Genomic DNA, 24,663 nt, shown 5'->3' on the forward strand with positions numbered 1-24,663 from the left:
GTGTCGCGCGATCACAGCTCGTGCACCCTGAGTTCCATTCCGCAGACCTCCTGGGCGATCTCCACGACGTGCCGGTGATGCGTGAGGTAGATCGCCTGACCCGCCCGGCCGATCCGGGCCAGCAATGCGCAGGCGGCGCGGGTGCGGTCCTCGTCGAAGGTCTCGAACACGTCGTCGCAGAAGAACGGCAGCACCGTGCCTTGGGCGACCATCTGGTCGTAGGCGGCGGCCCGGAGCGCCAGGTACAGCTGGAAGCGGGTGCCCTTGGACAGATCCTGCACCTGCTTCGCCGCGCCGTCCGATGACACGGCCACCAGCACCTCGGACCCGCCGTCCGTCTGGGCCGTCAGCCGGGCATAGGCGCCCTGGGTCAGGTCGCGGAAGGCGGCCTCGGCGGCCTGCATCATGCCGCTGCGGTGGACGTCGCGGTAGCGCCGGATCGCGGTTTCCGCCAGCCGGTGGCCGAGACGCAGTTCCATGTGGCGCAGGAGCACATCCTCGATCTGCACCTCCAGCGTCTGGCGTTCGGCGCCCAGCGCGGCGACATCGGCCGAGCCGGTGACGGCTTCCAGCGCGCGGCGGGCTTCGGTCCGGGCCTCGATGGCGCGTTCCAGCCGGGTCTCGGCGTCGCCCAGGTCGCGCTCGATCTCGTCGAGCCGCGCCGCCGCGGCGGCGGGATCCTGACCATCCAGCCGCGCCTCGGCGGCGGCGCGGTCGGGGGCGCCGAGGCCGTGGCAGAGGCGGCGGAGGCGGTCGGCAATGGCCTCGCGCAGCGCGATGGTGCGGTGGCCCCGCGTCACGGCGGTGCGCAGGTCGTCCAGCGTGTCCGTGGGGATCGCCGGATCGAAGGCGGCGGCATAGAGCCGGGTCTGCTCGTCGATCCGTGCGAGCGCCGCCTCGGTGTCGGCGCGTGCCCGCGCGGCGCGTTCGAGTGCTTCGGACAACTCGGTATGGCGCGCCTCGGCCGCCAGGGCCGCGTCGACGCGGGCAGCCAGGGCGTCGTAGGCGGCGAGCGGTGACAGGCCGGCGAGGTCCGGGGCCAGCGACAAGAGCGGGGCGAGGGCGGCGGAGAAGGCGTCAAGATCGCGGGTCATGCCGTCGATCTGCCGCTGAAGCCCCTGCCGTTTGACCTCGGCCTCGCGCAGACCGCGCAGGACGGGAAGCGCGTCGGCGAGCGGCACGGCCGGGCCGGCGGACCCGAAGGCCTCGGCCACGGCCGCCTCCAGCGCGGCCCGGGCGCGGTCCAGCGACTGCGCCGCCTCGTCCCGCCGGCGTGCGCGGCGCGTCACTTCGGTCCGGGCCTCTTCGGCCGCCTCCGCCGCGCTGCGCAGGTCGGACTGGCGCTCGTTGCGCGTGGCGATCCGGTCGCGGGCGATGGCGACAAGCGCGTCGAGCTCGGCGTCGGGCTCCGCCAACGCCTCGGCTAAGGCGGCGCGCAGGGCCTCGGCGGTCTCCGCCAGCGGGCGCGCGGCGGTCCGTTCGGCGGCGTGCGCCTGATCGGCCTCCCGCGCGACCTCGGCGCGGCGCATCCAGTCGGCGAAGCTCTCGGCGGAAAGGTCGGCGGGCAGGCCCAGCGTGGTCAGGTGGCCGGCGAGCGTACCGGCCAGCGCCTCGCGGGCGGCGGCCGTCCGGTCCCGGGCGGCGCGGCGGGCCCCCATCGTGGCGGTGGCCTCGGCCAGTTGCTCGCGCAGCTGGCGGATGCCGCCGAGCTCCGTGGCCTGCGCCTGCCGCGTGTCCCGGCGCGCGTCGTCGGCGCGCATGGCCGCCTCGAAAGCCGCGGCGCTGTCGGCGGCGAAGTCGTCGAGATGCGCCTGCCACAGCGCGTCGCGTTCGGTACGCGACGCGGCGGCTTCGGCATCGGTGATCAGGCCCGCAGCCGCCTCCATCGCCTCGATCCGCGCGGTCAGGCGGGCGACCTCCTCGGACGCATCGGCGGCGGCCTCCGCAGCCTGGGTCGCGTCCGTTTCGGCGCGTGCCATGCGGTGGGCCAGGTCGGCGGCGTCGGGGGCGGTGAGCGGCAAGGCGGGCGGGACGTCGAAGCTGCGCGCGCCGAGCGTCAGCGCGTCCAGCGCGGCCGCGCGGTGGCGTGCGGCATGGCGCACCGCCTCCTGTGCCTTCGCGTGGGCCGGCAACAGTCGGGCCGCGTCGCGGCGCTCGAGCAGGGGCTGCAGGTCCGGCAGGGTGTCCAGCGTCGCCTCGGCCTTTTGGCACCGCGCGGTCGCGTCTTCCGACGCTTCGATGGCCTTGGCCACTTCCTCCGCCGCGGCCGCGTGCCGGGTTTCGGCGGCGGCGAGGCCCGACAGCAGCCTGTCGAGCGTCTGGAGGGTCGGCGCATCGGGGAGGGCCGCGCCGGGATCCTGGCCGCCGTCGATCCCGATCTCGGCGAGACGGGCGGCCATGTCGGCGGCCAGCCGCGCGGCGTCGTCCTTTCGGCGGGGCAGGTCCTCCTCGGCGTTGCCGGCCCGGCCGCGCAGGGCCTGCAGGTCCGAGATCCGGGGGGCCGCCGCGGCGAGGTCCGGCGCGCGGTCCAGCGCATCGCGCTCTTCCCCGGCGCGGCCGGCGTCGGCGGTCAGGCGTTTCAGCTCCGCCAGGTGGCCGGTGCGGTCGGACAACAGCCGCACGAGATCCTCGGGGTCGATGTCCAGCCGTTCGGGATAGAGCGCCAGCGGCGCCAGTTCCGCCTCCAGCTCCGCGATCTCGGCTCGCAGGGGCAGGGCGTCGGCCAGCGCCTGCGCCTCCGTCCGGGCCGAGATCAGCGCGCTTCGGGCGGTGCGCGCCTCGGCCTCCTCGGCCTCGGCGGCGGTCAGCGCCTCGCGCAGCTGGCGGTAGCCAGCGGCGTTGATGTCGCGTTCGCGGATCTCCTGGCTCACCTCGTCCAGCCGCCGCTTCAGCTCGGCATGCTCCGACTTGCTGGCCCGCTTGCGGTAAAGGCCGTCCGCCTCCGCCGCGACGCCGTCCAGCACCGTGCCCAGGTCGCTGACCCCGGCGGCGGCGGAGAACAGGAGCCGCCCGATATCGCCCTTGCTGGCCGCGATCTCCTCGCCGCCCTCCTCGATCGTGGCGTCGTCGAGGCAGAGAAGCTTGCGGTAATCGTCTTCGGTCAGCCCGGCAAGCGCGGCGCTCAGCGCGGTCTCGGGCACCGCCGTGCCGGTGGCGTCCAGCAGGTTGCCCTTGCGGGTCGGCAGGCGGGTGAAGCCCTGCGCGGCGCCGTCGATCTCCACCGCGCCGGACAGGCGCAGGTTGGGGCGGCCGTGCAGGAAGTCGTAGGTCTCGCGATGCGGAAAGCCGTAGAGCAGCCGCAGGTAGCCCTCCATCGCGGTGGTCTTGCCGGCCTCGTTCGGCCCGTAGATCACGTGGACGTCGGCCCCCTCGGGCGGCGGTCCGAACTCGAGCGTCTTTCCCGCGAAATGCCCGAAGAAGGCCAGCTCCAGACGCCGCAGCCGCATCAGTTATGCGCTCCCCGCATCCGCGCGGCCACCGCCAGGGCCCCGCGCGCGGCGAGGTCGTCGGCCAGCGCCGCCAGCGCGTCGGCGTCGGCGGCGAGCGCGCGGCGGCGGTCGGCCGGCAGGAGCGAGAGGATCCGGTCCAGCTCCGCCTGCGCCTCGGCGCGGAATCCGGGTTCGCGACGGATTTCCGCCATCAGGCTTTCCAGTTCCGATACCGCATCGGAGGCGTCGGCGGCGCCGGGGGCGGTGAGGTCCAGTTCGAGCCGTTCGATGCGCAGCGTCCCGGTCGCCTCCGCGAAGCCCTCCGCCGCCTCCTGCCAGACGTCCAGATCGCGGCGGATCTGCCAGGCGCGGGGGCTCTCGCCGGTGAGAGACAGCCGCAGGATCGCGGTATCGGACACCGTGGCCGCGGCCTCGGTGCGCAGATGGTCGCGGAGCGCGGCGCGCAGGGACTCCGCGTCGTCGGCGCCGGTGATGTCGAGGGCGGAGCGGCGGAACTCGACGGCGGAGGTCGGGACTTCTTCGATGGAGATGGCCCCGTCCGTCACGGTCAGCAGGGTGGCCGATTTCGGCCCGGCCTCGCCGATGTCGCGTCCCTGTGGCATGCCGGGCATGACGACGAAGGGCGCGTCGGCGTGGACGCTGCGCTTGTGGACATGGCCGAGCGCCCAGTAGTCGAAGCCGTGCGCCTGCAGTTCGGGCACCGTGCAGGGGGCGTAGGGATCGTGCCCCGCCGCGCCGGAGAGCGAGGTGTGCAGCATCCCGATATTCACCGCGCCGGGCACGGGGCCTGCGAATTTCGGCAAGAGGCTCTCGGGGGCGTGCCGGTCGCGGAAGCTGACGCCGTGGATGTGGATGTCGGTGCCTTCGAGCTGCACCGAGCCGCCGCGGCCGTCGAAGACATGCACGTTGGTCGGCATCTCGAAGGCGCCGCTGACGGGGTTCTCCACATCGTGGTTGCCCCGGATATAGAACACCGAAATCCCCGCCTCGTTCAGCCGGTCGAGCTGGGTCAGCAGGAAGGCGGCGGTCTTGGCGCTGCGCTCGGCGCCGTCGAACAGGTCGCCCGCGATCAGCAGCGCCGCCACGTCCTCGGCCAACGCAAAGTCGACCATCCGGGTCAGTGCGGAGCGGCTGGCCGTCTCGACCTCGGCCCGCAGGCCGGAGTCGCGCAGCGCCAGCGACTTGAGCGGCGAGTCGAGGTGCAGGTCCGCGGTGTGCAGCAGCCTGACGGCCGTCATTCAACCTCCTGTTCGAGCCTCATGAGCGGTGTCTTGGCGCCGACCTGGGCGCCGGGTTCGGCGAGGAGTTCGGCGACGGTGGCATCCCAGGGAGCGGTGAGGCTGTGTTCCATCTTCATCGCCTCCAGCACGGCCAGCGGCTGGCCGGCCGTCACGCGGTCGCCCGGGCCGACATGGATCGCCGAGACGCGGCCGGGCATCGGCGCCTCGACGATGTCGGCGCCGGCGGCGGCGGTGGCCGCGCGGTCGAGCGGGTCGAGGATGCGCGCCGCCAGGCCATCCGGGCCGAACACCGTGACGGTGGCGCCGTGGCGGTGCCAGGGCGCGGCCGGCCGGTTGTCGAAGGTCCAGCCGCCGGGGGTGCGGCGGGCGGCGACGGTGGTGCCGGCGATTTCGATATCGGCGGCGTCGGGGCCGGTGGGCGCGATGCGGGCGGCGTGGGTTTCGTCGTCGACCTCGATCTCTACCGTCCGGACCAGCGGGGTCCAGAGGGTGAAGCCGGTCTTCGGCCCCACCGCCTGCATCAGCCCCGCGCCGGCCAGCGCCGCCTGGGCGAGCCGGGTCGGGGCGGGGGCCGCCGCCTCTGTCAGCGCGGCGAGGTCGCGGTCGATCAGGCCGGTGTCGACCTCGCCCGCCGCGAAGCCTTTGTGCCTTGCGAGCGCGGCGAGGAAGGCGAGGTTGGTGACGCTGCCGGCGACCTCGGTGCGCTCTAGCGCGGCGGCCAGCCGCTTCAGCGCGACGGCACGGGTCGGGCCGTAGGTGACGATCTTGGCGATCATCGGGTCGTAGAACGGGCTGATCGCGTCCCCCGTCCTGACCCCGGTGTCGGCGCGCACGCCGTCCGGGAAGGCCAGGTGCGTCAGCGTGCCCGTCGCGGGCAGGAAGCCGGCGGGCACGTCCTCGGCATATAGCCGCGCCTCGAAGGCGTGGCCGGTCAGCGGCACCTCGTCCTGCCGCAGGGGCAGCGGCTCGCCGGCGGCCACGCGGATCTGCCATTCCACGAGGTCGAGGCCGGTGACGGCCTCGGTCACCGGATGCTCGACCTGCAGGCGCGTGTTCATCTCCATGAACCAGAAGCCTTCGGGGTGCAGGCCCCTGGCGCCGTCGACGATGAACTCCACCGTGCCGGCGCCGCGATAGCCGATGGCGCGGGCCGCGCGCACGGCGGCCTCGCCCATGGCGGCGCGCATCTCGGGCGTCATGCCGGGGGCGGGGGCCTCCTCGATCACCTTCTGGTGGCGGCGCTGCAGCGAGCAGTCGCGTTCGTAGAGGTGGATGGCGTCGGTGCCGTCGCCGAAGACCTGTACCTCGATGTGGCGCGGCTGGCGGACGAATTTCTCGATCAGCACGGCCGGGTTGCCGAAGGCGGCCTGCGCCTCGCGCTGCGCGGCGGCGAGCGCATCGGCGAAACCGGCGGGCGCGTCGACCTTGCGCATCCCCTTGCCGCCGCCGCCCGCGACGGCCTTGATCAGCACCGGATAGCCGATGGCGTCGGCCGCGCCCGACAGGTGCTCGGGGTCCTGGCTTTCGCCGTGATAGCCGGGCACCACCGGCACGCCGGCCTCCTCCATCAGCGCCTTGGCGGCGTCCTTCAGGCCCATGGCGCGGATCGCGCTGGCGGGCGGGCCGATGAAGGTCAGCCCCGCCGCCTCGACCGCCTCGACGAAGTCGGGATTCTCGGACAGAAAGCCATAGCCGGGATGGATCGCTTGCGCGCCCGTGGCCTTGGCGGCGGCGATCACCGCATCGCCCTTCAGGTAACTTTCGGCGGGGGGCGGCGGGCCGAGATGCACCGCCTCGTCGGCCATGGCGACGTGCCGCGCGCCGGCGTCGGCGTCGGAATAGACGGCCACGGTGGCGATGCCCATGCCCCTGGCCGTCTCGATGACGCGGGCTGCGATCTCGCCCCGGTTCGCGATCAGGATCTTGTCGAACATCAGGCGAAACCCTCCCCCATGCGGACCCGTTTGCAGGCTGGCCCTCTCTCGGGATGCCCGCCGCCGTTCCGCTCGATAGACTGCTGGCAGCCGGCCTGCCAGCCATCCAGCGCCTCGATCACAAGCGCCGGGGCGCCCTGCCTGTCCAGTCGTCTCATCGACACCCCCCTCACATCCGGAACACGCCGAAGCGCGTGTCTTCGACCGGCGCGTTCAGCGCCGCGGCCAGCGACAGCGCCAGCACCTCGCGGCTTTTCCGCGGGTCGACGATGCCGTCGTCCCAGAGCCGGGCCGCGGCGTAGAGCGGATGCGACTGCTCCGCGAACATCTCCAGCGTCGGGCGCTTGAACGCCTCTTCCTCCTCCTCGGTCCAGGTCTCGCCCGCGCGCTCCATCGCGTCGCGCTTGACGGTCGCCAGCACGCCTGCGGCCTGCTGTCCGCCCATCACCGAGATGCGGGAATTGGGCCAGGTCCACAGAAAGCGCGGCTGGTAGGCGCGGCCGGCCATGCCGTAGTTGCCGGCGCCGAAGGAGCCGCCGACGAGCATGGTAATCTTCGGGACGGAGGTGCAGGCGACCGCCGTCACCAGCTTGGCGCCATGGCGCGCGATGCCCTCGGCCTCGTAGGCGCGGCCGACCATGAAGCCCGAGATGTTCTGCAGGAACACGAGCGGCACCTTGCGCTGGCTGCACAACTCGACGAAATGCGCGCCCTTGGCGGCGCTTTCGGAGAACAGCACGCCGTTGTTAGCGACGATCCCCACCGGCCAGCCGTCGACATGGGCGAAGCCGCAGACCAGCGTCTCGCCGAAGCGCGCCTTGAACTCGTCGAAGCGCGAGCCGTCGACGATCCGGGCGATCACCTCGCGGATGTCGTAGGGCGTTGATAGCGAGGCGGGAACGACGCCGAGGATTTCCTCGGGGTCGTAGGCCGGAGGCTCCGGCGCTTCGCGAGGCGGGCCGTCAGGTCCGACGAGCGACAGGTTGGCCACCGCCCGCCGGGCCAGCGCCAGCGCGTGGCCGTCATCCTCGGCGAGGTAGTCCGCCACGCCCGACAGCCGCGTGTGCACGTCGCCGCCGCCCAGGTCCTCGGCCGTCACCACCTCGCCCGTCGCCGCCTTTACCAGCGGCGGGCCGGCCAGGAAGATCGTCCCCTGCTCGCGCACGATGATCGTCACGTCCGACATCGCCGGCACATAGGCGCCGCCGGCGGTGCAGGAGCCCATGACCACGGCGATCTGCGGGATGCCCGCCGCGCTCATCCGCGCCTGGTTGTAGAAGATGCGCCCGAAATGGTCGCGGTCGGGGAACACCTCGTCCTGGTTGGGCAGGTTGGCGCCGCCCGAATCCACGAGATACACGCAGGGCAGCCGGCATTCGGCCGCGATCTCCTGCGCGCGCAGGTGCTTCTTGACGCTCATCGGGTAATAGGTGCCGCCCTTCACGGTGGCGTCGTTGCACACCACCATGACGTCGCGGCCCTGCACCCGGCCGACGCCTGCGATCACGCCCGCGCAGGGCGCGGCGCCGTCGTACATGTCATGCGCCGCCGTGGCGCCGATCTCCAGGAACGGGCTGCCGGGGTCCAGCAGGTTCGCGACCCGCTCGCGCGGCAGCATCTTGTTGCGGTCGACGTGCCGCTTGCGCGCCCGTTCGCCGCCGCCGGCCGCCGCCGCCTCTGCCGCGGCGCGGACCTGTTCCAGCGCGTCGAGATGCGCCGCGCGGTTCGTCGCGAACTGCTCGCTGCCCGTCAGGATATCGGATCTGATCTGCATGTGCCGTCTTACTCCTCCTCGGCAGCGACCGAACTGCGGTGGGGTTGGCCCACGACGCCGTCGGCCACGAGACCCTCGAACGCCGCCGGACCGATGTCCAGAATATCCCTGAGCACGGCGGCCGATTCCGCGCCCAGGAGAGAGGGTTCGCGGCTGGGCGCCGGTCCCTTGCCGTCGAAGCGCACCGGCCCGCGCACCAGCCGCAGCTGTCCGGCCTCGGGGTGCTCGACCGTCTCGACCAGCCCGCGCGCGGCGACGTGGGGCTGTTCCAGCGCCTCGCCCACGTCGAGGATCGGCGCGTTGGGCACGTCGAACGTGTCGAGCCGGTCCAGCCAGAAGGCCGTGTCGTCGCGCCGCATCCGTGTCTCGATCAGCGCCTCCAGCGCCTCGCGGTTCTCCAGCCGCTGGTGGTAGGCGGCAAAGCGCGGGTCGTCGGCAAGCTCGGGCATGTCGAGGCAGCGGGCGAAGTTCTTCCAGAACGTATCGGTCAGGCAGGCGACGATGACGTGGCCGTCGGCGGTGGGAAAGGCGCCGTAGGGGACGATGCTGGGATGCTTGGTGCCCACCGGCTGAGGCGCACGGCCCGAGACGAAGTAGATCTGCGACAGGTAGCCCAGCATGGAGATCAGCGAATCGAGCATCGCCACGCCGACCCGCTGACCCTTGCCCGTGCGGTCGCGCTCGTGGACCGCCGCCAGCACGCCGAAGACGGCGAAGATGCTGCCGGCCATGTCGCCCAGCGGCAGGCCCAGCTTGTTGGGCGGCTGGCCGGGTTCGCGGTTCACGCTCATCACGCCCGACAGCGCCTGCGCGACGATGTCGAAGGCGGGCTTGTCCTGCAGCGGGCTCTCCTCGCCGAAGCCGGAGATGGCGCAGTAGATCAGGCGGGAATTGGCCTCGGCCAGCGCCTCGTAGCCCAGCCCCAGCCGGTCCATCACGCCGGGGCGGAAGTTCTCGATCACGATGTCGGCCTGCGCGGCGAGGTCGCGGGCGATCTGCGCGCCGCGCTCGGACTTGAGGTCCAGCGCGAGGCTGCGCTTGTTGCGGTTCAGCGCGATGTAGTAGTGGCTGAGCGGCCCCTGGAAGGGCGGAAAGCCGCGGGTTTCGTCGCCGCGCTCCAGCGGTTCGACCTTGACCACGTCGGCGCCCATGTCGGCCAGCACCATCGTCGCGTAGGGGCCCGACAGGATGCGGGAGAAATCCAGCACCTTCAGACCGGCCAGCGGCCCGCTGCGCCCCGCGTTTCCCCATTCGCTCATCGCGCGTCCTCCCTTTGCGCTCTCGCGGCTTTCATGATCGCCGAGCCGGTGGCGATCTCGTCGCCGGCCACGGACAGCGTGCAGGACAGGAACATCATGCTGCCGGTCCGCCGGTCCAGCCGGGCGTCGGCCTCCAGCAGGTCGCCGGGGCGGGCGGCGGACAGGAAGCGGGTTTCCATCTGCACCGTCACGGCCGGCTGCTTGTCGTTCGCCGTCAGGGCGATCAGCGTCATCGCATGGTCCAGGAGCGCGGTCAGCGTGCCGCCGTGGATCAGACCCACGGGGTTCGCGTGCCGCGCGTCGGTCTGCAGCCCGTAGCGCCAGCTGTCGCCGTCGCGCCGGGCCAAAAGCGGGCCGATCGCGTCCCAGAGGCCGCCGATCCGCATCGCCTTCCAGCCGTCGGGCAGGGGGGCGTCGGTCAGGGTGGCGTCGGTCATGGCGCGACCTCCGGGGCCGCGCCCGAGCCCAGAAGCATCAGGCTCGCCTCGTCCCGGACCTTGAGCATCGCGTCGGCCAGCACCGGCACGCCGATGGCGTCCACCCGCTCGGTGATGCCGATGGCGACCATGCTGTGCACCATCCGGCCGGCGCGGTCGAAGAACGGCACCGCCACGACGGTCACGCCCGAGATATAGCTGCCCCGGTCCATCGCGTAGCCGCGCGCCCGGGTTTCGGCGACCTCGGCCAGCCAGGCGTCGTAGTCCGGGGGATGGTCCCATTTCAGCCGGCCGAATCGCTCCTTCAGCTCTGCCGGGTCGACGTCGTTGAACGCCGCGAAGCAGCGCCCGGTGGCCGAGATCATCGCGGGGAACCGGCTGCCGAGGTCGACCTGAAGGCGGAACGGCAGCTGCACCTGGCTGAGCGCGACGACGACCATATGCGTCGGGTCGGTGAACTGCGTGGCGATGGTGGTCACGCCGAATTCGGTGGCCAGCGCATCCAGCCGCGGCTGGATCAGCGACACGAAGGCGTTCTTCTGAATCGCGCTGCGGGCGATGGCGAGAATACCGACGTCGATCGCGTAGCGCTTGGTCTGCGAATCGAAGGACACGAGCCCCTCGTCGTGCAGCACGCGCAGGATGTGCAGGCAGGTCGACGGCACCAGTTCCAGCTCGCGCGCCAGCTGCTGCACGCCCATCGGCGTGTCCGATTTCCCCAGCGCCCGCAGGATCGCGACGGCCCGCGTTACCGCCGGGACGGCGCGCTTTTTCGGGGCCTCTGTGACGGTGTCCATGGCTGACCGATCCTCCCGTTTCGCTATCGTGTCGTTGTCTATATACAATAAAGATAGCGTATTGACAATAAAATCGACATCGCTCACCTTGTCAATGCGCCGGATGACGAAAGCGTCCGCCGCCGGAGGAGACAGGGAGAGGGTTCATCGCGATGCCGAAGCTCACGGATTTCACGTCCTATGCGGACGCTCAGCAGCACTTCTCGAACGAGGCGCTGTGGCAGCTGTTCGACGGGACGCGCGAGCGGCTGAACATGGCGCATGAATGCATCGACCGGCATGTCGCCGGCGACGCGGTGGCGATCCGCGTGGCCCATTCGGACGGCCGCGACGAGATCATCACCTTCGAGGAGATCAGCCGCCGCTCGGCGCAGTTCGCGCATCACCTGCGGGGCAGGGGGGTCGCACCCGGCGACCGGGTCGCGGTGATGCTGGAGCCGTCGCTGCCGTTCTACGTCGCCATGTTCGGCGCGATGAAGGCGGGCGCGGTTGCGGTGCCGATGTTCACGCTGTTCGGGCCGGACGGCATCCGCCTGCGGGTGCAGGACTGCGAGCCGAAGGTCGTCTTCACCAATGCCGAGAAGGCGCCCGAGGCTCAGGAGGCCGGCGGTGCCGAGGTGGTCGTGACCGACGACGCCTTTCTCGAAAGCCTGGCCGACCTGCCCGGGACGTTCGAGGTCGACACGGCCGGCGACGACCTGGCGGTGTTGCAATACACGTCCGGCACCACGCGGGCGCTGCCGGCGGCGGTGAAGCACACACACCGCTCCATCGTCACGCTGATGGTCGCCGCGCTCTACGCCACAGGCATCCGGCCGGGCGACAGGTTCTTCTGCCCGTCCTCGCCCGCCTGGGGCCACGGGCTGTGGCACGGCACGCTGGCGCCGCTGGCGCTGGGTGTCTCGACCGGCACGTTCTCGGGCAAGTTCGACCCCGTGCGCCTGCTGAAGGCGCTGCAGGATTTCGAGATCACCAACCTCTCGGCCGCCGCCACGCATTACCGGATGATGCGCAACTCCGGCGAGGCGGAGAATTTCACCTATTCCATCGCCAAGCTGTCCTTCACCGGCGAGCCGCTGGACAGCGAGACGGGCACCTATATCCGGCGGTTGTTCGGCACGCCCGTCTGCTCGATGTACGGCACGACCGAGATCGGGGTGATCCTGGCCAACTATCCGGGCGCCGAGGATTTCGAGGTGCGCGACGGCTCGCTGGGCAAGGCCGTGCCCGGGGTCGAGGTGCAGGTGCAGGATGCCGAGGGCAACGAGTTGCCGCCGGACGAGATCGGCGAGCTGATGGTGCGGCGCCGGGGCGAGTGGTTCCCGACCAAGGACCTCGGGAAGACCGACGCCGACGGCTATTTCTATCACGGCGGCCGGGCGGACGACGTCATCATCTCCGCTGGCTGGACCATCGGCGCGGTCGAGGTCGAGGACGCCATCCTGAAACATCCCGCCGTGGCTGAGGCCGCCGCCATCGGCGTGCCCGACCCGGTGCGCGGGCAGGTCGTGAAGGCCTTCATCGTGCTGAAGGCGGACGAGACCGAGGGGCTCGCCGCCGAGATCCAGGACACGGTGCGCGCCAGCCTCGCGCGCCACGAATACCCCCGCCAGGTCGCCTTCGTGGACGACCTGCCGAAGACCCCCGCCGGCAAGGTGAACCGCAAGGCCCTGCGCGACGCGGAAGCGAAACAGACGGAAAACACGGCCTGACGCCAGGCCCAAGCAAGACCGAGACGGAGACAATCGATGAACCAGACCACGCACCGCGAGTTCCCGAAGATCACCCAGGAGGGGCTCGACGACCTGCGCCAGCGCATCGGCAAGAAGATCGAGAACACGGTGGAGCCGTGGTGCTACGAGGCGACGCGCGACAATATCCGCCACTACGCCCACGGCATCGGCGACGACAACCCGCTGTGGTGCGATCCGGACTACGCCAAGACCACGCGCTACGGCGACATCATCGCGCTGCCGTCCTTCCTGTTCGCCACCAGCCGCATCATCTCGGGCTATGTCGGCGGGCTGCCGGGGGTTCACGCCATGTGGTCGGGCGCCGACTGGACCTGGGAGAAGCCCATCGCGCGGAACACAGAGATCGCGACCGAGGCGTGGCTGAAGGACCTGGTGGAGCACGACACCCGCTTTGCCGGCCGCGCCGTGCAGCAGATCTATCACGTGGACTTCTTCGACGCGAAGTCGGGCGACAAGCTCGCCGGTGCCGACAGCTGGTGCTTCCGCACCGAGCGCAACCACGCCAGCCAGAAGGGCACGAAGTACACCGACGTGAAGAACCGCGAACCCCGCGTCTACACGCAGGAGGAGCTGGACAGCTTCACCAAGTACTACGAGCAGGAGGAAATCCGCGGCGCGACGCCCCGCTACTGGGATGACGTGACCGAGGGCGAGGCGCTGCCGACCATGGTGAAGGGTCCGATGACCGTCACCGGTTTCATCGCCTATGCGCAAGGCTGGGGCGGGCTCTACATCCGCGCTAACAAGCTGGCCTGGCAGTTGCAGCAGAAGCACCCGGGTGCCGGCATCAAGAACCGCTTCGGCATTCCGGATTGCCCCGAACGGGTCCACTGGGAAGAGGACTTCGCGCTGGAGGTCGGCGCGCCCGGTGCCTACGATTACGGGCCCGAGCGGTGCTCCTGGCTGACGCATCACATCACCAACTGGATGGGCGACGACGGTTTCCTGCGGCAGGCGAAATGCCAGGTCCGCCGGCACAACCCCGAGGGCGACATCATCCTGATCAACGGCGAGGTCGTGCGGAAATACGAGGAGGACGGCAAGTACCTCGTCGAGATCCGCCAGCAGGCCGTGCAGCAGGACGAGGAACTGTCCGCCATCGGCTCGGCCATCGTGGAACTGCCGAAACGCTGACATCGCGCCGCGACCGGCCGGGGAGGACAGGTTGCACGTATTCGAAAAGGCATTGTCGGGGATCGAGGACATCCTGCACGTCGCGGGGTGCCTCGCGCTGATCACGGTGGCGGCGTTCATCAACGCCGACATCCTGATGCGGCTGATCCTGGACACGCCCGTCGAGATCCAGTTCGAGCTGACGGAAATCTACCTGATGCCGATGCTCGCCATGCTGCCCCTGGCGCGGGTCTACCGCATGGGCGGGCATCTGGCGCTGGAGGTCATACCCGCGGACGCCTTCGGCCGGGCCAGCCCGGCGGTCCATCGCATGACCCTGGTCGCCGCCGCGGTCTTCTTCGCGGCGGTCACCTGGAAATCCGGAGAATTCGCCCTGCACGCATTGATGCGCGGGGACGTGGAATGGGGGGCGGTCGACTGGCCCCTCGGATGGGCCTATGCGGCCATCCCCCTCGGCTGCGGGGTGCTGACCCTGCGGCTCATCGTCGACGCTGTCGTGCCGGGCGCCCCCCGGCGCGGCCCCAATCAGACCATACCCACGGGAGGAGAATGACCATGACACTCAGGACCACGACTCTGGCGGCGGCTTCGCTGATCGCGCTCGCCGCTGCGGCGCCGGCCGAAACGCTGCGGCTCGGCGACTGGCAGTCCACCACGCATATCGTCTCGGAAGAGGGGACGACGCACTGGATGGACGCGGTGGAAGAGGCCACCGACGGCGAGATCACCTTCGAGCACTTCCCGGCCGAACAGGCGGCGAAGGCCAATGCGTTGCTGGACGCGGTGCGCAACAACATCCTCGACGCCGCGCTGATCGGGCCGAGCTATCACTCGGACCTGATGCCGCTGAACTCGGTGGTGGGTCTGCCGGGCCTCTACACCTCGGCCGTCGAAGGCACCGAGGCGATGCAGGAGATGATGGCCGAAGGCCCGCTGCGCGACGAGCTGACCGAGCTTGGCGTGGTGCCGATCTTCTCCTTCGTGCTGCCGCCCTACCAGGTGCTGGCCAAGGAGCGGCTGGGCGAGCCCGCCGACTGGGACGGGCTGGACCTGCGCACCAGCGGTTCCACCCAGGCGCTGACCGCGCGCAGCCTCGGCGCCGTGGGCATCTCGCTGCCCGGGCCGGAGATCTACACCGCGGTCGAGCGCGGCCGGCTCGATGGCATCTTCTTCCCGCTGGCCTCGGTGCCCGCGTATAAGCTGAACGAGGTGGTCAGCCATATCTCCACCAACGCCTCCTTCGGCGGCTACAGCTTTGTCGTGGTCGTCGGGCAGGAGGTCTGGGACGGCCTGAGCGAAGAGCAGCAGACCGCGTTGATCGAGGCCGGCAACGAGGCCGCGATGAACGTGGCCCAGGCGCAGGACGACTCCATCGGCGGCCTGCTCGAGACCTGGCGCTCCGAGGGCGTCGACACCTACGAGATGACCGACGAGGAGCTGTCGGCGGTCAATGCGGCGCTGGAAGAGGTCGCGGCCGACTGGGTCTCCCGCGTGGGAGGTGACGGTGCGGCGCAGGCCGTGCTCGACCAGTTCAAGAGCCTGACGGCCGACTGACACCGCAACGAACCGGTTCCGGGCACGGCACGGCCTTCCGCCGTGCCGTGCCCCCGAGCGAGCATTGCCCATGACATCCTTCGCCGCCGTCCTGCTGCTTCTTGCAGTCCTCATGATCCTGCGCACGCCCATCGCCTTCGCGATGGGGATCGCGGGCAGCGTGGGGCTGGCCGTGCAACTGGGCCCGCGCCCTGCGCTCGGCGTGCTGGAGCGGGCGTTTTACGACAACACCTCGTCCTTCATTCTGGTGGCCATTCCGCTGTTCATCCTGATGGCCGAGATCCTGACGGCCGGCGACGTGACCCGGCGCGCCATCGTCGCCTGCCAGGCCTGGATCGGGCACATGAAGGGCGGGCTGGCGATGGCGACGATCGGCGCCTCGGTGCTGCTGGCCGCGCTGGTGGGCAGCTCCACCGCGTCGACCGCCGCGATGTCGGCCTCGGCCTTCCCCGAGATGCGGCGGCACGGCTACAACGACCGGTTGTCGGCCGCGGTGGTCAGCGTCGGCGGCACGCTCGCCGTCGTGGTGCCGCCGTCGATCGTGCTGGTGGTCTATGGTGTACTGACCGAGACCTCGATCGGCCAGCTGTTCATCGCGGGCGTCGTGCCCGGCATCCTGACCGCGCTGGGGCTGGCGACGGTGGTCAAGGTGATCTCGCACCGCACCGACTATGCGCCAGAGGGCGACCCGTTCCGGTTCGGCCACGCGGTGCGCACCAGCCGCCATGTGTTCCCGATGGTCCTGCTGATCGTCGCGGTGATCGGGGCGATCTATGGCGGCATCGCCTCGCCGTCCGAGGCGGCGGCGCTCGGCGTCTTCGGCGCGTTGATCATCTGTCTGGCGCAGCGGACCCTGCGCGCGGCGAGCTTCGGCACGTCGATCAGCCGCGCGATCCAGGCGACCGTCATGATCGTCGCCATCGTCGCCTGTTCGGCGATCTTCTCGAACTACCTGGCGTTCACCCGCGTGACCCAGACGCTGCTGGAGATGGTCGCGTCCAGCGATCTGCCGCGCTTCGCCATCCTGTCGATGATCGTGCTGACGCTTCTGGTGATGGGCATGTTCATGGACCAGCTGGCGATCCTGTCGCTGGCGATGCCGCTGGCCTTCCCGGCGGCGATGGAACTGGGCTACGACCCGGTCTGGTTCGGCATCATCGTGACGAAGTCGGTCGAGATCGGCCTGCTGACGCCGCCCTTGGGCCTGAACGCCTATGTCGCGGCGTCGCAGACGGGGGTATCGTTGCGCACGATCTTCCAGGGGCTGTTGCCGTTCATCGGGGTGGAGCTTCTGGTGCTGTTCATCCTGATCGTCTTCCCCGACCTGTCGCTCTGGCTCCCTTCGCTGATGTGAGGCGACCGCTGGAGAACCGCGGACCTGCTCTGGCGGCGCACAGCGCCGCCGGCGGGAGACGCGCGAGGATCCGGGCGCGCCTTACACAACGTTCGGTTGCGGAGGCCAACTCCAACGCGCGTGGCCGATTCGCGCGCGGCGTGTGGCCATCGCGTCGGCGCTTCGAGTCTGCCCGAGAGAGACTCAGGCTGCCCGAGAGGCGGGCAGAGAGGCGTTCCGCCTTGTGGTCATTCCACCGGAATGTTCTAGATGTTGGGCTCGGCGGCAGACCGCCGCCGAAAATATTTCTTTGACTTGACTGCGAACGGGCAAAGGGCTTCTTGATGAGATCATTGCCTTTTTTGTTCCGCACGCCTGGGGGTTATCGTGGCACGCGCATTTCTGGCCGACGCTTCTGTCGTCGGCATTCATCACCATCCGAATAAGACCGAGAAGCAGAGCGCCGTTTTCTGGATCGGAAAACGGGCCTTCGATATTGTTATGAGCCTGTTGCTGCTGCCCGTTCTCGCGGGCGTTGCGCTGTTGCTCCTCTTTCTCAACCCATGGCTGAATGAGGGCCCGTTGCTCTTCGTGCAGAAGCGCATGGGCCGGGATTGCCGGCCGTTCCGGGCGCTGAAGTTCCGGACCATGCGGGCGGCGCCCGAGATTTCCCGTTCGGCCGAAGGCGGCCTGGAGTTCGAGCGCATCACCAAGCTGGGCCATGTCCTGCGCAAGTACCGGCTCGACGAACTGCCCCAGATCCTGAACGTGCTCTGGGGCGATATGAGCCTTATCGGGCCCCGCCCGGACTGCTACGAACATGCCGAGCATTATCTCGGGAGCGTTCCGCGCTACCGTCACCGGCACGCCGTGCGCCCGGGGATCAGCGGCCTGGCACAGGTCGAGGTCGGCTATGTGGAAGGCTCGGCGGCCACGAGACGCAAGGTGAGCGCCGATCTCTATTACATCGCGAACGCCAATCACCGGATGGAGATTTGGCTCGTCTGGCGGACCATTGTCACCATCGTGGGTCGCAAGGGCTTCTAGAACGGGTGCCGCGCCGCTTTCTGGCGCGAATCGCTGGAAAGGCACCTCCGTGCGGACGATATCCGGTCGGGCTGTCGCACGGTGCAAGCCCGGCGGGTGCGAGGCTCGGATCGGGTGCTCGGACACCGAGCCGTGGATGCCCGCCGCCACGGGAAGGGCAGTCGGTCCCGGTCTGGATCGGCCGTGCGCCTGTCGGAGTCCGACAAAACCTCACGGACCATGGCCAACTGGATCCTTTCCACCCGGCGGCAGCGCATCGCTGCGCATCACGGCCGGCCGGCTATTTCAGCCGTTCCAGGGAAGACCGTGGCATGCTGACGCGCCCCTGCCGCCCCATGAGCTCGAACAGCACGGTCACGCGCTCCTCCGGCGCCATCTTCTCGACGGTGGCCACATAGGCGGCGAACGGCCCGGAGAGCACGCGCACACGCTCGCCCGGCCGAAGATCGTCCGGCGGCAAGAGCAACCCCGTCGCGTCGCAGCGCCCGAGCAGCCCGGTCATGAGCTGCTGTGGCAGCGGCGCCGGCCGGCTGGGATGGTCCAGCAGCAATCGCGCGATGCCACGGGTGCTGTTGAGCGCCGACCAGCCGCGTATGGTCGGATCGAATTGCACGAACAGGTAGCCCGGGAACAGCGGGACCCGGGTGTCCACGAGCCCACGCGCGGTTCGCCGGCTGACCGTCTGTTCCGGGCAGAAGACCGGGTAGCCCTGCCGCGCCAGGTTCTCGAGCGCCCGGGGCAGCCCCTTCGGTTTCAGCTGTGCGACATGCCAGTTTTCCGGCGACCTCTCGGCCGCAGCTTCTGCGTCGGACGGGCTCACGGAACTCGCTCCTCTTGGCCAGGACATGGGCCACGGTGCCATTGGTGCCACGGATTTCACATCGCCGACGGTGCCGAAAGGGACAACGCAAGCGATTATCCGCCGACCGCTTTCGATACCAGAGATATACCGCCTGGACGCGAATTCAATCTTCAAATTCCGGGTTTTATCGGTTAAGCGTTCACGTATGAACGCGACTCAAAAGCATTGGGTCACGGGCGAGTTCGCGCAGCGAGCCTCGGTGCGGTAGCCGTTGCGGCCTCCTTGACCGGACCGGTCGATCAGGACACCCGCTATCGTGTGATGCGGATGCTGGAGGCGCAACCAGACCTGTCTCAGCGAGAGATGTCGCGCGCGCTGGGAATCAGCCTCGGCTCGGTCAATTATTGTCTACGTGCGCTGATCGACAAGGGCCAGGTCAAGGTGCGCAACTTCCGCGCCTCGAACAACAAGCTGCGCTATGCCTATATTCTCACGCCCAAAGGCGCCGCCGAAAAGGCACGCCTGACGGCAGGGTTCCTCCGCCGCAAACGCGCCGAATACGACCGGCTGAGGGAAGAGATCGAGGCGCTGGAACGGGACATGGCCCGGACGCGCGGGGACGGGTGACAGGTGCAGCGGAGGATGCAGGGGATCGGGGTGCTCCGTTGGGGGCGGTGACATTGGAGACGGGTGGCATTGACCCAAGGACGAACGACGCCTGCCCGTCTTGGTACTATGTTTGGGATCGCCTGTCGGCCAGCGTCCTGGGCGCCGGTGGCTACGTCTTCGCCTATCAGACGCGGCCATGGGTCCTGTTGAACCGGGCCAACAGCCTCTGCTTGACGTAGGCAACGACCGGCATCGTCGCCTTCGCGCACATCATGCATCGATCGGTGCTGGTCGGTCGCGCCGGAAACGTATGACACGGGGGTGCGGGGGGCTGGGTCGGGGGCGCACCACGGCGGTCCCGCGACGCGCCTTCCCGATTTGCGACCGCAGGGATCGCCCGGGCCGGAATGGCCGGCCCCAAATGCGCGGTGAGACTGGGGCTCAAAACTTCCGATCGATCGCGCGTCTGTTGCGAGTTTGCGTTATCGGGGGTTTGCGGCGGACAAACAGCCAGAACCGAGAAATCGAGTTGTTCCTAGACTTAACGAAATCAAGTGCTTACACTGCATTCCCCGAATACGGATAGCCAGTTTATTTTCGGACAATGGATATTTTTTTGTGACCTGCCGAACCCGAAACGAAGTTCGCGCTTCAGTGTTTCCCTTGGCGGAGGGGCTTCCGTGATGCGCATAAGAGCCCGGGGTCCGCGCGAAGTCCGGCGCCATAGCCCGGCGCCTGCCGCCCCATGACCCACATCGAGTTTGTCTTTGTTCATAGTTACTCCAGCTCCGCGGCAAATTGGCAGGAGGTCGTCATCGGGGGGCTGGGCGCTTGGGACGACTGAACCGAGGGGAGATGCTGGCACGCGACCTGGATGTCGCCGTGATCGCCAATGATGCTCGAGACGAGAATAACGCCGCGCTCTACGAAGCGCGCGGTATTCGTAATCTTGGAACAGCCTTGAGGACCCGCGACGAGGTCGTCTCGGCGCTCGCACATAGCCGGACGGGCGAGGTATTGTTCGTCTCTTCGCCGGATCACCTTCCGCGGGTGGTGAGGGATGCAATGGCGCAAGGTGGCACGCGCGCCCTCTTTGCTGCCTCCGACGTGCCGTTTTCCGCCTACGGACCCGGCCAGGTGGATATCCGCGAGCCGGCTCACAGGAAGAGCTGAGGTAGACCATGGCCCAGGACGACTATGGACCGGTATGGAGAGATGCTGGTACCGACGCTAGCTCCATGAACAGTTGGCCTTCTGGGGGCATTGACGAGATACTGTCCGAGCTCCAAGAACGGTACGTTCCGGACATGGCGCATCTGGATATCCCGGGCCTTCTCAAAGACACAAAGCTTGGCAGGACGGCAATCGTCTCTTCATTTGGCGCAGAAAGCGTGGTCCTGCTGCACTACGTCGTGAGTGTTCTACCGGATATTCCTGTCCTCTTTCTGGATACGGGAAAACACTTTCCAGAAACGCTAGCCTATCGCGACGAGGTCGCCGACGCGCTTGGGCTCAACCTCCAGGTGGCCACGCCTGATTCAAGCCTTCTGGAAAAAGAAGATCCTTACGGCGTGCTATATGGCCGAGATCCCAACGCGTGCTGTACGATCCGCAAGACCTTCCCGTTGCAGGATGCGATTGCGCCATTCGATAGCTGGATTTCGGGGCGCAAACGCTATCAGGGCGCCTCGCGCGCGGCGCTGCCGATCCTCGAGCGCGATGGCGAGAAGATTAAGATCAATCCCATGGCCTCCTGGTTGGAAAGCGATGTCCGCGCGTACTTTGCGCGCCACGACTTGCCGCGACACCCTCTCGAAGCGAACGGCTATCCATCGATCGGATGTGCCCCCTGCACACAGCCCGTGGCGGCTGGCGACGATCAACGCGCCGGACGGTGGGCGCATATGCCGGATAAGACGGAATGCGGCATCCACCTCGGTCCGGATGGGCGCTTCGTCCGATCGGCGCAAGATAGACGAGAAGGTGAGTGAGGAAATGAACTGGCTGATCACGGGCGGATGCGGCTTTATTGGCCGCGCACTGATTGAGCATCTTCTGCACGAGGGCGGGCACGCGATCCGGGTTCTCGACAATCTCTCGGTGGGCACACGAGAAGATCTGCGGCAAGTCACGCTCTTTGCAGAGCTTGACTCTCAATGTGAAAAGTCAGCCTGGGCGGAAGGTGTTGCGCTTATTGAGGGAGATATTCTGGATGAAGGAGCGGTGGCACGGGCGGTTTCGGACGCTGACATCGTCGTGCATCTTGCCGCGAACACGGGTGTCGCCCCCTCGGTAGAAGACCCGATGAGCGACTGCCGTACGAATGTGATAGGGACGCTCAATATGCTTGAAGCGTGCCGAAGGTTGAGCGCGGGGCGCTTTGTGTTCGCCTCTTCGGGCGCGCCGCTTGGGGTCCAGGTTCCGCCCCTTCATGAAGAGATGGCGCCCCATCCCGCCTCACCCTATGGGGCCTCCAAGCTCGCCGGCGAGGGCTACTGTTCCGCTTATTACCATTGTTTCGGGGTTGAGACGGTGGTGCTGCGGTTCGGGAACGTCTACGGAGAAGGCTCGGGCCATAAGCAATCGGTGGTGGCGAAGTTCATCAAGCAGGCGCTGGCGGGTGAACGGCTGGAAATCTACGGCGACGGGACACAGACGCGGGATTTCATCCATATTTCCGATCTGATCGACGCGATCGTGCGGTCGGCAACCGTTTCGCGGGTGGGTGGGGAAACTTTTCAAGTCGCGACGGCCCAAGAGACAACCGTTGCCGAAATGACGGAAACCTTGCTTGCGGCCATGCGTGCGGAACACGTAACGGTGCCTGAAACCTTTTTCGGGCCGAAGCGAGACGGGGACGTGATGCGGAACTACTCGGACACGAGCAAGGCAAAAGAGTTGCTCGGGTGGGTATCACAGGTGCCGCTCGAAGACGGCCTGCGGCGAACCATCCGCTATTTCGTCGCAGCTGATGCCGCTTGAATTTTGATTTTGATACAGGAGAAACGACATATGCGGGTACTCATTTTGGGGGGTGACGGGTATCTCGGCTGGCCCACGGCGATGGATTTCGCGGCCGCGGGGCACGAGATCATGGTGGCGGACAACTATATGCGTCGCCATATTGCCGAGGCAACGGATAGCGATGCCCTTATTGGTGCACCGAGCCTCAGTGAACGTGCCGCCATCTTCGAGGCTGTCACCGGTAAGGCGATTACGGTGCGCATCGCAGATCTGTCGAACCCCGAAGAGATGTTCGACCTAGTGCGGGAGATGCGGCCCGACACGATCGTGCACTACGCCGAACAGCCCTCCGCGCCCTATTCGATGCGCGGCTTCCGCGAAGCCCGGGAAACCTTCCAGAACAATCTTGATGTCACTTTTAACTGCATTTGGGCAGTGAAGGATCATGCGCCTGAGGCCCATATCATCAAGCTTGGAACGATGGGCGAATACGGCACTCCGAACATCGACATCGAGGAAGGCTGGATCGAGATCGAGCACAAAGGACGCAAAGATACCTTCTTGTATCCGCGTGCCGCCGGCTCTCTATATCACACGACCAAGGTGCTCGATACGGACCTGCTGTGGTTCTACGTACGAACCCATGGTCTTCGGGTGACGGACCTGATGCAGGGACCAGTTTACGGGATATCGACGGACGAAGCGGACCTCGACCCGCGTCTTTGCCCGAACTTCCACTATGATGATATCTTCGGCACGGTTGTGAACCGCTTTCTGGTGCAAGCGGTGGCCGGCGTTCCGCTTACCGTCTACGGCGGCGGCGGCCAGACGCGCGGCTATCTCAACCTTCGCGACACGCTGCAATGCGTGCGGCTGGCCGCCGAAAATTCCGCAAAGCCGGGCGAACTACGCATCTTCAACCAGCTGACCGAGACGTTCACCGTCAACGAACTGGCCGAGCGCGTCCAGCAGGCCGGAAACCAGCTGGGTCTGAATGTCGAGATCAAATCGATCGCCAACCCTCGCAAGGAGAAAGAAGAGCATTACTACAACCCGGTTCACAGCGGGCTCAAGGATCTTGGCCTGCAACCGCATTACATGACTGACGCAGTGCTCGGGGCCATGCTGGAACGGATCCTGGAAAACCGCGACCGCATCGTCGCGGACCGCATCATGCCCCGCGTGCGCTGGAGTTGAGCCGGATGAAGCGTTTCAAAGACAAGACAGTTTTGGTCACTGGTTCATGCGGCACAGTTGGCGCCGAATTGGTTCGGCAGCTCGTGAAAAGCGAAACATCGCATGTCGTCTGCATCGACAACAACGAAACTGACCTCTTCTTCCAGATTGAGCAATACCGGGCAAGCGGCAAGGTCTCGGGCCACCTCGCGGATATCCGCGATCGTGAAGCGCTGAAACTCAGGTTGCGCGGCGTGGAAGTTGTACTGCATGCCGCCGCGCTCAAGCATGTCGGCCTTTGCGAGGACAGTCCAGCCCAGGCCATTGCCACTAATATTCAGGGAACGCAGAATGTAATTGATGCTGCGCAGGAAAATGGCGTCGAACGTGTTATTTTTACTTCGTCAGACAAGGCCGTGAACCCCACCAACGTCATGGGGACCTCAAAACTGATGGGCGAGCGGCTGATGACGGCGGCGTCGGAGACCACGGCAAACGGGTTGGACCTGCGTGCGCGTAACACCGGCACGATCTTCGCCTCTACACGGTTCGGCAATGTATTGGGCTCGCGCGGGTCGGTGGTGCCGCTGTTTCGCCGCCAGATCGAAGCGGGCGGGCCGATCACCTTAACCGACCGGCAGATGACACGCTTCATCATGACGCTGGAAGAGGCGGTGCGGCTGGTGCTCGATTCGGTCTGGCTAGCCAGCGGCGGCGAGGTGATGGTGACCAAAATGCCGGTCGCGCGGATTGAGGATATCGCCCTCGTGATGCGCAACGAATTGGCAGGTGACCGCAATATAGAGATCATCGAAATCGGCGCCAAGCCCGGCGAAAAAATGTATGAAGAATTGATGAATGACGAAGAAGTTCGTCGCACCTTCGAATATGAGAACTTCTTCGTGGTAACATCAGCCTTTGCTGATCTATCAAATGAGCAATACATTTATCTTAGAGGCGCGCCAACTGCTGCCTTCCCTTACAATTCCGCTGTAGAATCTGCAATGACGTATAATGAACTCAAGAGCTATCTGGTTGAACGGGGCTTGACGTAGAGGCTTACATCACGAGTGGTTCTGACCTTTCTTGCCTGAAACATGGACGATACAGCATTTCTATCTGGAGAATCGAATTTGATGACAACAGGGCTTTGTGCTATTTTGCTGATGCTGGATTCACTTATCAAGTGCGACACCGAGGTTTTGAGCGAAAGCCTCGATCTGCGTCTGGAAGCCGAGGCATTTCCGCGGGGTTGAGTTGAGCATCCAGACGATGTCGTCGATGTCGGTGTCGTCGTAGTCGAAGAGCCTGGTCGTGCGCGGCAGGTCGCGGCGCAGGAGGCCGTTGCCGTTCTCGATGCCGCCGCGCTGCCAGGGGCTGTGCGGGTCGCAGAAGTAGG

Annotated in this window: 21 protein-coding genes; 12 read left to right on the top strand and 9 right to left on the bottom strand. The window is 67.5% G+C overall.

The features are described 5' to 3' along the window. Positions 1–11 precede the first annotated feature (11 nt). The 7 genes from P1J78_RS00830 to P1J78_RS00860 all read right to left on the bottom strand — a co-directional run bounded on the left by P1J78_RS00830 (position 12) and on the right by P1J78_RS00860 (position 10,891). Positions 12–3,446 (bottom strand): YhaN family protein, encoded by a 3,435-nt coding sequence (locus P1J78_RS00830; protein WP_275565408.1) that lies wholly within the window; start codon positions 3,444–3,446, stop codon positions 12–14. Then, a complete protein-coding gene (locus tag P1J78_RS00835; protein ID WP_275565409.1) occupies positions 3,446–4,687 on the bottom strand; it encodes a metallophosphoesterase family protein in 1,242 nt (413 codons plus the stop codon). Before P1J78_RS00835 ends, P1J78_RS00830 begins: the two co-directional genes overlap by 1 nt. Continuing rightward, entirely contained in the window at positions 4,684–6,624 is a 1,941-nt protein-coding gene (locus P1J78_RS00840) for an acetyl/propionyl/methylcrotonyl-CoA carboxylase subunit alpha (protein ID WP_275565410.1), read from the bottom strand. Before P1J78_RS00840 ends, P1J78_RS00835 begins: the two co-directional genes overlap by 4 nt. A 169-nt stretch (positions 6,625–6,793) precedes the next feature. Then, the gene (locus P1J78_RS00845; protein ID WP_275565411.1) at positions 6,794–8,398 is read right to left on the bottom strand and encodes a carboxyl transferase domain-containing protein; all 1,605 of its coding nucleotides are present in this window, start codon (positions 8,396–8,398) and stop codon (positions 6,794–6,796) included. 8 nt (positions 8,399–8,406) lie between these two features. After that, the gene (locus tag P1J78_RS00850; protein WP_275565412.1) at positions 8,407–9,657 is read right to left on the bottom strand and encodes a CaiB/BaiF CoA transferase family protein; all 1,251 of its coding nucleotides are present in this window, start codon (positions 9,655–9,657) and stop codon (positions 8,407–8,409) included. After that, positions 9,654–10,094 (bottom strand): PaaI family thioesterase, encoded by a 441-nt coding sequence (locus tag P1J78_RS00855; RefSeq protein WP_275565413.1) that lies wholly within the window; start codon positions 10,092–10,094, stop codon positions 9,654–9,656. Before P1J78_RS00855 ends, P1J78_RS00850 begins: the two co-directional genes overlap by 4 nt. Next, a complete protein-coding gene (locus tag P1J78_RS00860; protein WP_275565414.1) occupies positions 10,091–10,891 on the bottom strand; it encodes an IclR family transcriptional regulator in 801 nt (266 codons plus the stop codon). The genes P1J78_RS00855 and P1J78_RS00860 overlap by 4 nt, the downstream gene beginning before the upstream one ends. Before the next feature lie 152 nt (positions 10,892–11,043). On the opposite strand from P1J78_RS00860, the gene P1J78_RS00865 reads away from it, so the two are divergent. From P1J78_RS00865 to P1J78_RS00890, 6 genes are all read left to right on the top strand, one after another. Beyond that, entirely contained in the window at positions 11,044–12,603 is a 1,560-nt protein-coding gene (locus tag P1J78_RS00865) for an acetate--CoA ligase (protein WP_275565415.1), read from the top strand. 36 nt (positions 12,604–12,639) lie between these two features. After that, positions 12,640–13,779: an FAS1-like dehydratase domain-containing protein gene (locus tag P1J78_RS00870; protein ID WP_275565416.1), complete on the top strand. Its 1,140-nt coding sequence runs from the start codon at positions 12,640–12,642 to the stop codon at positions 13,777–13,779. 31 nt (positions 13,780–13,810) lie between these two features. Then, positions 13,811–14,332 carry a TRAP transporter small permease gene (locus tag P1J78_RS00875; protein WP_275565417.1) on the top strand — a complete coding sequence of 174 codons (522 nt, stop codon included), beginning with the start codon at positions 13,811–13,813 and terminating at the stop codon, positions 14,330–14,332. Positions 14,333–14,334: 2 nt separating this feature from the next. Then, complete coding sequence (locus P1J78_RS00880; RefSeq protein WP_275565418.1) at positions 14,335–15,333, top strand: TRAP transporter substrate-binding protein; 999 nt, start codon at positions 14,335–14,337, stop codon at positions 15,331–15,333. A gap of 70 nt (positions 15,334–15,403) precedes the next feature. Beyond that, positions 15,404–16,687 carry a TRAP transporter large permease gene (locus P1J78_RS00885; protein ID WP_275565419.1) on the top strand — a complete coding sequence of 428 codons (1,284 nt, stop codon included), beginning with the start codon at positions 15,404–15,406 and terminating at the stop codon, positions 16,685–16,687. Positions 16,688–17,053: 366 nt separating this feature from the next. Then, positions 17,054–17,713 (top strand): sugar transferase, encoded by a 660-nt coding sequence (locus P1J78_RS00890; protein ID WP_275565420.1) that lies wholly within the window; start codon positions 17,054–17,056, stop codon positions 17,711–17,713. Positions 17,714–17,993: 280 nt separating this feature from the next. On the opposite strand, the gene nusG is transcribed toward P1J78_RS00890, so the two are convergent. Then, a complete protein-coding gene (nusG, locus tag P1J78_RS00895; RefSeq protein ID WP_275565421.1) occupies positions 17,994–18,533 on the bottom strand; it encodes a transcription termination/antitermination protein NusG in 540 nt (179 codons plus the stop codon). Between the two features lie 264 nt (positions 18,534–18,797). Here nusG and P1J78_RS00900 point away from each other — a divergent pair, with 264 nt between their 5' ends. The 6 genes from P1J78_RS00900 to P1J78_RS00925 all read left to right on the top strand — a co-directional run bounded on the left by P1J78_RS00900 (position 18,798) and on the right by P1J78_RS00925 (position 24,319). Further along, the gene (locus tag P1J78_RS00900; RefSeq protein WP_275565422.1) at positions 18,798–19,142 is read left to right on the top strand and encodes a MarR family EPS-associated transcriptional regulator; all 345 of its coding nucleotides are present in this window, start codon (positions 18,798–18,800) and stop codon (positions 19,140–19,142) included. An 837-nt stretch (positions 19,143–19,979) separates the two neighbouring features. Further along, positions 19,980–20,297 (top strand): hypothetical protein, encoded by a 318-nt coding sequence (locus P1J78_RS00905; protein WP_275565423.1) that lies wholly within the window; start codon positions 19,980–19,982, stop codon positions 20,295–20,297. Between the two features lie 8 nt (positions 20,298–20,305). Beyond that, positions 20,306–21,115 carry a phosphoadenylyl-sulfate reductase gene (locus P1J78_RS00910; RefSeq protein WP_275565424.1) on the top strand — a complete coding sequence of 270 codons (810 nt, stop codon included), beginning with the start codon at positions 20,306–20,308 and terminating at the stop codon, positions 21,113–21,115. A 4-nt stretch (positions 21,116–21,119) separates the two neighbouring features. Beyond that, the gene (locus P1J78_RS00915; RefSeq protein WP_275565425.1) at positions 21,120–22,106 is read left to right on the top strand and encodes an NAD-dependent epimerase/dehydratase family protein; all 987 of its coding nucleotides are present in this window, start codon (positions 21,120–21,122) and stop codon (positions 22,104–22,106) included. A gap of 30 nt (positions 22,107–22,136) precedes the next feature. Continuing rightward, positions 22,137–23,285: an NAD-dependent epimerase/dehydratase family protein gene (locus tag P1J78_RS00920; protein WP_275565426.1), complete on the top strand. Its 1,149-nt coding sequence runs from the start codon at positions 22,137–22,139 to the stop codon at positions 23,283–23,285. A gap of 5 nt (positions 23,286–23,290) precedes the next feature. Beyond that, complete coding sequence (locus tag P1J78_RS00925) at positions 23,291–24,319, top strand: SDR family NAD(P)-dependent oxidoreductase (protein ID WP_275565427.1); 1,029 nt, start codon at positions 23,291–23,293, stop codon at positions 24,317–24,319. A 120-nt stretch (positions 24,320–24,439) separates the two neighbouring features. Here P1J78_RS00925 and P1J78_RS00930 read toward each other — a convergent pair. Beyond that, the coding region (locus tag P1J78_RS00930; protein ID WP_374213127.1) for a transposase at positions 24,440–24,663 on the bottom strand (224 nt) is incomplete at its 5' end.

Origin of the sequence: Psychromarinibacter sediminicola, from assembly GCF_029168335.1 — a bacterium.
In the GTDB taxonomy this organism is placed as follows: Bacteria; Pseudomonadota; Alphaproteobacteria; order Rhodobacterales; family Rhodobacteraceae; genus Psychromarinibacter; species Psychromarinibacter sediminicola.

Excerpts from the sequence above, each read along its gene's own strand:
- P1J78_RS00870 (WP_275565416.1), top strand. The coding sequence starts at position 12,640 with ATGAACCAGACCACGCACCGCGAGTTCCCGAAGATCACCCAGGAGGGG.
- P1J78_RS00925 (WP_275565427.1), top strand. The coding sequence starts at position 23,291 with ATGAAGCGTTTCAAAGACAAGACAGTTTTGGTCACTGGTTCATGCGGC.
- P1J78_RS00865 (WP_275565415.1), top strand. The coding sequence starts at position 11,044 with ATGCCGAAGCTCACGGATTTCACGTCCTATGCGGACGCTCAGCAGCAC.
- P1J78_RS00835 (WP_275565409.1), bottom strand. The coding sequence starts at position 4,687 with ATGACGGCCGTCAGGCTGCTGCACACCGCGGACCTGCACCTCGACTCG.
- P1J78_RS00885 (WP_275565419.1), top strand. The coding sequence starts at position 15,404 with ATGACATCCTTCGCCGCCGTCCTGCTGCTTCTTGCAGTCCTCATGATC.
- P1J78_RS00830 (WP_275565408.1), bottom strand. The coding sequence starts at position 3,446 with ATGCGGCTGCGGCGTCTGGAGCTGGCCTTCTTCGGGCATTTCGCGGGA.
- P1J78_RS00855 (WP_275565413.1), bottom strand. The coding sequence starts at position 10,094 with ATGACCGACGCCACCCTGACCGACGCCCCCCTGCCCGACGGCTGGAAG.
- P1J78_RS00910 (WP_275565424.1), top strand. The coding sequence starts at position 20,306 with ATGGCCCAGGACGACTATGGACCGGTATGGAGAGATGCTGGTACCGAC.
- P1J78_RS00880 (WP_275565418.1), top strand. The coding sequence starts at position 14,335 with ATGACACTCAGGACCACGACTCTGGCGGCGGCTTCGCTGATCGCGCTC.
- P1J78_RS00920 (WP_275565426.1), top strand. The coding sequence starts at position 22,137 with ATGCGGGTACTCATTTTGGGGGGTGACGGGTATCTCGGCTGGCCCACG.
- P1J78_RS00860 (WP_275565414.1), bottom strand. The coding sequence starts at position 10,891 with ATGGACACCGTCACAGAGGCCCCGAAAAAGCGCGCCGTCCCGGCGGTA.
- P1J78_RS00905 (WP_275565423.1), top strand. The coding sequence starts at position 19,980 with ATGCTGGCACGCGACCTGGATGTCGCCGTGATCGCCAATGATGCTCGA.
- P1J78_RS00915 (WP_275565425.1), top strand. The coding sequence starts at position 21,120 with ATGAACTGGCTGATCACGGGCGGATGCGGCTTTATTGGCCGCGCACTG.
- P1J78_RS00850 (WP_275565412.1), bottom strand. The coding sequence starts at position 9,657 with ATGAGCGAATGGGGAAACGCGGGGCGCAGCGGGCCGCTGGCCGGTCTG.
- P1J78_RS00845 (WP_275565411.1), bottom strand. The coding sequence starts at position 8,398 with ATGCAGATCAGATCCGATATCCTGACGGGCAGCGAGCAGTTCGCGACG.
- P1J78_RS00840 (WP_275565410.1), bottom strand. The coding sequence starts at position 6,624 with ATGTTCGACAAGATCCTGATCGCGAACCGGGGCGAGATCGCAGCCCGC.